Annotated in this window: 5 protein-coding genes; 4 read left to right on the forward strand and 1 reads right to left on the reverse strand. The window is 67.2% G+C overall.

Annotated features, from left to right (window positions below):
• On the reverse strand, positions 1 to 740 hold a 740-nt coding region (locus tag VDQ18_RS22460; protein WP_323023088.1), incomplete at its 3' end, for a DUF1013 domain-containing protein.
• Between the two features lie 137 nt (positions 741 to 877).
• Here VDQ18_RS22460 and VDQ18_RS22465 point away from each other — a divergent pair.
• From VDQ18_RS22465 to VDQ18_RS22480, 4 genes are all read left to right on the forward strand, one after another.
• Entirely contained in the window at positions 878 to 1,528 is a 651-nt protein-coding gene (locus VDQ18_RS22465; protein WP_323023089.1) for a ribonuclease T2 family protein, read from the forward strand.
• Positions 1,489 to 2,712, forward strand: coding sequence for an L-2-hydroxyglutarate oxidase (gene lhgO / locus VDQ18_RS22470; protein WP_323023090.1), 1,224 nt, complete (start codon positions 1,489 to 1,491; stop codon positions 2,710 to 2,712). Before VDQ18_RS22465 ends, lhgO begins: the two co-directional genes overlap by 40 nt.
• Positions 2,713 to 2,780: 68 nt before the next feature.
• Complete coding sequence (gene dinB, locus VDQ18_RS22475; protein ID WP_323023091.1) at positions 2,781 to 3,881, forward strand: DNA polymerase IV; 1,101 nt, start codon at positions 2,781 to 2,783, stop codon at positions 3,879 to 3,881.
• 710 nt (positions 3,882 to 4,591) lie between these two features.
• On the forward strand, positions 4,592 to 5,708 hold a 1,117-nt coding region (locus tag VDQ18_RS22480), incomplete at its 3' end, for a Hint domain-containing protein (protein ID WP_323023092.1).

The following is a 5,708-nucleotide window of genomic DNA, read 5'->3' on the forward strand; positions in this document are numbered from 1 at the left end:
TCGTCCTCGTCTTCCGCATCCGGCAGGTTGAAGAAGCTGTCGGCGTTCGAGTAATCGACCGGCTTCTTGTGCTCGTCCTCGTCCGAGCCGCCCAGCGTGAAGTTCTCCAGCCCGGCGATGCCGCGCGGCAGGCGGGGTTCCGGCGCCATCTCCAGCGACTGCTCGGTCGAGACCAGTTTGCGACGCTCGTCGTCGGTCATCACCGACCCCTCAGCCTCGCGCTTCTTGGCGGCTTTCTGCACTTCCATGTCGAGTTCCGACTGGCGGCAGAGACCCAGCGCGACCGGGTCAATGGGGGTGATGTTCTGGATGTTCCAGTGGGTCCGCTCGCGGATCGCCTGGATCGAGGGGTTCGTGGTGCCGACCAGCTTGCGGATCTGCGCATCGGCCAGCTCGGGGTGGAACTTGACCAGCCACAGGATCGCCGCCGGACGGTCCTGGCGCTTGGACAGCGGCGTGTAGCGCGGGCCACGGCGCTTTTCCTCGCCGACCGCGGCGGGGTTGTATTTCAGCTTGAGGGTGTAGCGCGGATCGGCTTCGCCCTTCTTGATCTCGGTCTCTTCAAGCTGGTTATGGGCGATGGGGTCGAAACCCTTCACACCCGTGGCCACATCGCCATCGGCGATGCCCTGCACTTCCAGCTCGTGCAGACCGCAGAAATCCGCCACCTGTTTGAAGGTCAGCGTGGTGTTGTCGACCAGCCAGACGGCAGTCGCCTTGGCCATCAGGGGTTTTGCCATCGTAAACGTCCTTCAACCTGCGAGAACCGCAAACCGCGGCACTCGCCGGAAGGACCGGCCGCGGCCGCGGGCCACGCATCCTCGATTTCGGGGAATGGAGCGTATATAAGCGCGCCGTCGATCCGAGGAAAGAGAAAATGCACCGTCTGACCGCCGCCTTTGTTGCCCTGCTGCCGATTTTCGCCGCGGGGGCCGCGCCCGCGCAGGACCGCGCCGGCGAGTTCGATTCCTACCTGCTGGCGCTGAGCTGGATCCCGGCCTATTGCGCCACCGACGGCGACGAGCGCGACGATCCGCGCTGCGAGGACGGGCGGCGGGTCGGCTGGGCGGTGCACGGGCTCTGGCCGCAGCATGATGACGGCAGCTGGCCGGAGTATTGCCACACCAATCAACGCTCGCCCTCGCGGCAGGAAACGGCGGCGCAGGCCGGGCTCTTCGGCACCTCGGGCTCGGCCTGGCATCAGTGGAACAAGCACGGCCGCTGCACCGGGCTCTCGGCCGCCAATTACTACCGGCTGGTGCAGACGGCGCTCGATCGGATCGCCCTGCCCGAGGTCTTCGAGGGCATCGACCGCGAGTTGCGCGTCAATCCCGATGTCGTAGAGGCCGCGTTCATCGAGGCCAATCCCGCGCTGGACCGCGACATGATGGTGACCTCCTGCCCCGGCGGCGATCTGGTGGAACTGCGCCTCTGCCTGACCCGGGATCTGGAGCCCGAGACCTGCGCGCCCGCCCTGACCCGCCGCGAATGCCGTCGCAGCGCGGCCACCCTGCTGCCGCTGCGCTGATGCGGGATTTCTGCGTCATCGGCGGGGGCATCGTCGGGCTGGCGACGGCGCGGGCGCTGCTGGCGCGGCATCCGGGCGCGAGCCTCGTGCTGCTGGAAAAGGAGGACGGCCTCGGCCGCCACCAGACCGGGCATAATTCGGGCGTCATCCATTCCGGCATCTATTACGCGCCGGGCAGCCTGAAAGCGCGCCTCTGCCGGGAAGGCGCGGCGCGGACCAAGGCCTTCTGCCGCGAGCATGGCATCCCGTTCGAGGACCGCGGCAAGCTGATCGTCGCGACGCGGGCCGATGAAATCCCGCGTCTAGACGCGCTCCATGCCCGGGCCGGTGAGAACGGGATCAGCGCCGAGTTGATCGACGCGGCCGAAATCCGCGCCCGCGAACCCGCGATCACCGGGCTGAAAGCGATCTGGGTCCCCGAGGCCGCCATCGTCGATTACAAGCGCGTGCTGGCGGCGCTGGCCGACGAGATCACCGCAAAGGGCGCCGAAATCCGCTACGCCACCGCCCCCAGTGCGATCCGCGAGACTGACAGCCACGTCGAGGTCACGACCGGGGCCGAGACCCTGAAAGCCCGCCGCCTGATCGCCTGCGCCGGGCTGCAATCGGACCGGGTGGCGCGGATGGCCGGTCTGCCGATCCGCCACCGCATCGTGCCCTTCCGCGGCGAATACTGGCGCCTCCGGCCCGAACGGTCGGGCGTGGCGCAGGCGATGATCTATCCGGTGCCGGAACCGGGCCTCCCTTTCCTCGGCGTGCATCTGACGCCGATGATCGACGGCTCGATGACCGTGGGCCCCAACGCCATGCTCGGCCTCGCCCGCGAGGGCTATCCGAAATTTTCGATGAATGCCCGGGACATGCTGGACATGGCGGGCTTCCCGGGCTTCTGGCGCTCCTTGGCGAAGAACATTCGCCCGGGGCTGGACGAGATCGGCAATTCCCTCTTCAAGCGCCGCTATCTGGCCGCCTGCCAGCGCTATTGCCCCTCGCTGACGCTTGCCGACATGCAACCGATGGAGCCGGGGATCCGAGCGCAGGCGGTGGGGCCGGACGGCTCGATGGTGCAGGATTTCCTGATCGAGGGCACGGCGCGGATGCTGCATGTGCTGAACGCCCCCTCGCCCGCCGCCACCTCGGCCCTGCCCATCGGCGAGATGATCGCCGAGCGGCTGCCGGCCTGAATTCCCCTTTTGTTCTTCCCTGCCCCGCCCGGCTGCGTTATCCTTTCCGCAGCCTTGGGGGCGGGGCCATGAGTGACGAGACCGAAGCACCAAGACCGCAGCGCAAGATCATCCATGTCGATATGGATGCCTTCTATGCCTCGGTCGAACAGCGCGACAATCCCGAGCTGCGGGGCAAGCCCGTGGCGGTCGGCGGCGCCGGGCCGCGCGGCGTCGTGGCCGCCGCCAGCTACGAGGCGCGGGTCTTCGGCGTGCGCTCGGCCATGCCCTCGGTCACCGCGCGCCGCAAATGCGCCGAGCTGATCTTCGTCCGCCCCCGGTTTGACGTCTATCGCGAGGTCTCCGGCCAGATCCGCGAGATCTTTGCCGAACACACCGACCTGATCGAGCCCCTGTCGCTGGACGAGGCCTATCTCGACGTGACCGAGAACAAGCAGGGCATCGCCTCGGCCACCGAACTGGCGGAAAAGGTGCGGGCGCGGATCAAGGAGGTGACGGGGCTCAATGCCTCGGCCGGGATCAGCTATTGCAAGTTCCTCGCCAAGATGGCCTCCGACCTGAACAAGCCGAACGGTCAGGCGGTCATCACCCCCAAACGCGGCCCGGCGTTTGTCGAGGCCCTGCCGGTCGCCAAGTTCCACGGCGTCGGCCCCGCCACGGCGGCCAAGATGGGGCGGCTGGGCATCGTCACCGGGGCGGACCTCAAGGCGCAATCGCTGGATTTCCTGCGCGAGCATTTCGGCAAGTCGGGCGGCTGGTACTACCGCATCAGCCGCGGTATCGACGAGCGCGCCGTCCAGCCGCACCGCGAGAGGAAGTCGGTGGGCGCCGAGGATACGTTCCTGGAGGACATCCACAGCCCCGACCCGGCGCGCGAGGAAGTGGCGAAACTCGCCGCCCGCGTCTGGCGCCATACGGAAGGGAAAGGCCTGAAAGCGCGGACCGTGGTGCTGAAGGTGAAATACGCCGATTTCCAGCAGATCACCCGCTCGCGCACGCTCGCGGTGCCGCTGGCCTCGGCCGCGCAGATGGAGGCTTTGTGCTTCGCCCTGCTCGACCCGCTCTTTCCGACCGCGAAGGGTATCCGGCTTCTGGGCGTGACCCTCTCGACGCTGTCGGGTGACGAAGCCGAGGCCCCGCCCGAAGGCGCGCAGCTCTCGCTCTTCTGAACGCCGCCCACCGCCGGAAAGCCGGTGTGCGATAGCGGGCGTCGTCGCCCCCACACAACCTATGCGATAGCACGCCGACGCCACCGCACGACAAGCGCGAACCCGCCCGCGCAGCCGCGAATCAGACGAGTTTCATAAAATGCGAACAATCCCGTCAAACCGCATCAATCGGCGCCCGGCCGAGAAACGGCGTGTCGCGCGGCCTGTCGCCGGACCGGGTTCACATCCTTGTGTGACGATGGTTCGGAGGCGGCGACAATGTCCGGCAGATCTGGCGCCGAAATGGCGGAATTTCGGCAAGAATGGCGCAAAGGTGGCCCATAGCAGGCGAAAATATGGCCGAAATGGGGCGAAAACTGTTTCCCTCCTTGCAACAGTTTATTCTCCTGGCACGGGCAGGCCCTGCGACCGCCCCCTGCCCCGCGCCGTCTTTCCGGTGATTTCTTTTTGTTTTCCAGACCCCTCTGCTATATTGGACCTCGACCCGAAAAGGGGGCCGGACCATGGGGGTGGTCTGGCAAGATGCTGCCAAGGTTAAACCGGGGTAAAGATCGACGCTTGCTCCCGTGGCGAAAGCCGCGCGGTGCCCCGTGTCCTCTGCATGCATCGTCCCGGGGGCGGCGTCCGTGCCGTTCCCTCCTGCGCCAGGCCGCCGATGGTCGGGCGTTTTTTGAGACAATGGTCCGCGCCCGGACCCGAGGAGACGCAAGATGCCGCCGAGAACCGACACTCCCCTCACCCCGCTTGCCGCCGGCCCCGGTGTTTACGACGGCACCGACGGCGATGACGTGATCCGCTACGGCGATACCGACCCAGACGGCGATCAGGTCACCGATACCGGCAACGCGATCAGCGCGGGAGCCGGCAATGACACGGTCTATGCGGGCTACGGCGACGACACGATCGAAGGCGGCGCCGGCAACGACTGGCTGTTCGGCAGCCAGGGCGACGACGTGCTCTCGGGCGGCGAGGGCAATGACACGCTCTGGGGCGACGAAGGCAACGACACGCTCTATGGCAACGAGGGCGACGACAAGCTGATCGGCGGCGCAGGCGACGACCTGCTGATCGGCGGCGAGGGCAATGACCTGCTGTTCGGCGACGGCAACCCGGGCGACCACGGCGGCCTCACGCCCGAGGATCCGGCCGAACCCGGCTTCGGCAACGACACGCTGATCACCTCGACCGGCAACGACACCGCCTATGGCGGCTCGGGCGACGACGTGTTCCGCGTATTCGACGAATTCGGCCATCACGTGATCACCGGCGGCGAGACGGGCGAGACCGAGGGCGACACGCTCGACGCCTCGGCGGTGACCGCCGACCTGACGGTGTATTACACCGGCGACGAGAAGGGCACCTTCACCGATTACGGCGCGACGGTGAACTTCTCGGAAATCGAGAAGATGTATCTCGGCACCGGCGACGACCGGGTCGAGGTGATCGATACGACCACCGGCTACATCCATGGCGGCGACAGCTTCGACACGCTGATCCTGCCCGAGGGCGACGACGCCCCGGAAGTGGTCATCACCAGCGAAGTGCCCTTCCCGGACGTGCCCGGCGCCACCTCGAAGACCGGCTATGTGATGTTCAAGGACGGCTCGCGGCTCGATTTCGAGAGCTTCGAGAAGATCGAGAACAAGTGCATCTGCTTCACCCCCGGCACGCTGATCGACACCACCCGCGGCCGGGTGGCGGTCGAGGAGTTGGTGGCGGGCGACCGGGTGCTGACCCGTGACCATGGCTATCAGCCGCTGACCTGGACCGGACGCCGCGACCTGTCGATGGCCGATCTCGCCGGCAGCCCCGAGGTCGGGCCGGTGC

Origin of the sequence: Pararhodobacter sp. (assembly GCF_034676075.1) — a bacterium.
Classification (GTDB): domain Bacteria; phylum Pseudomonadota; class Alphaproteobacteria; order Rhodobacterales; family Rhodobacteraceae; genus Pararhodobacter.

Coding starts and splice junctions, on each gene's coding strand:
- VDQ18_RS22465 (WP_323023089.1), top strand. CDS start 878: ATGCACCGTCTGACCGCCGCCTTTGTTGCCCTGCTGCCGATTTTCGCC.
- lhgO (WP_323023090.1), top strand. CDS start 1,489: ATGCCGTCGCAGCGCGGCCACCCTGCTGCCGCTGCGCTGATGCGGGAT.
- dinB (WP_323023091.1), top strand. CDS start 2,781: ATGAGTGACGAGACCGAAGCACCAAGACCGCAGCGCAAGATCATCCAT.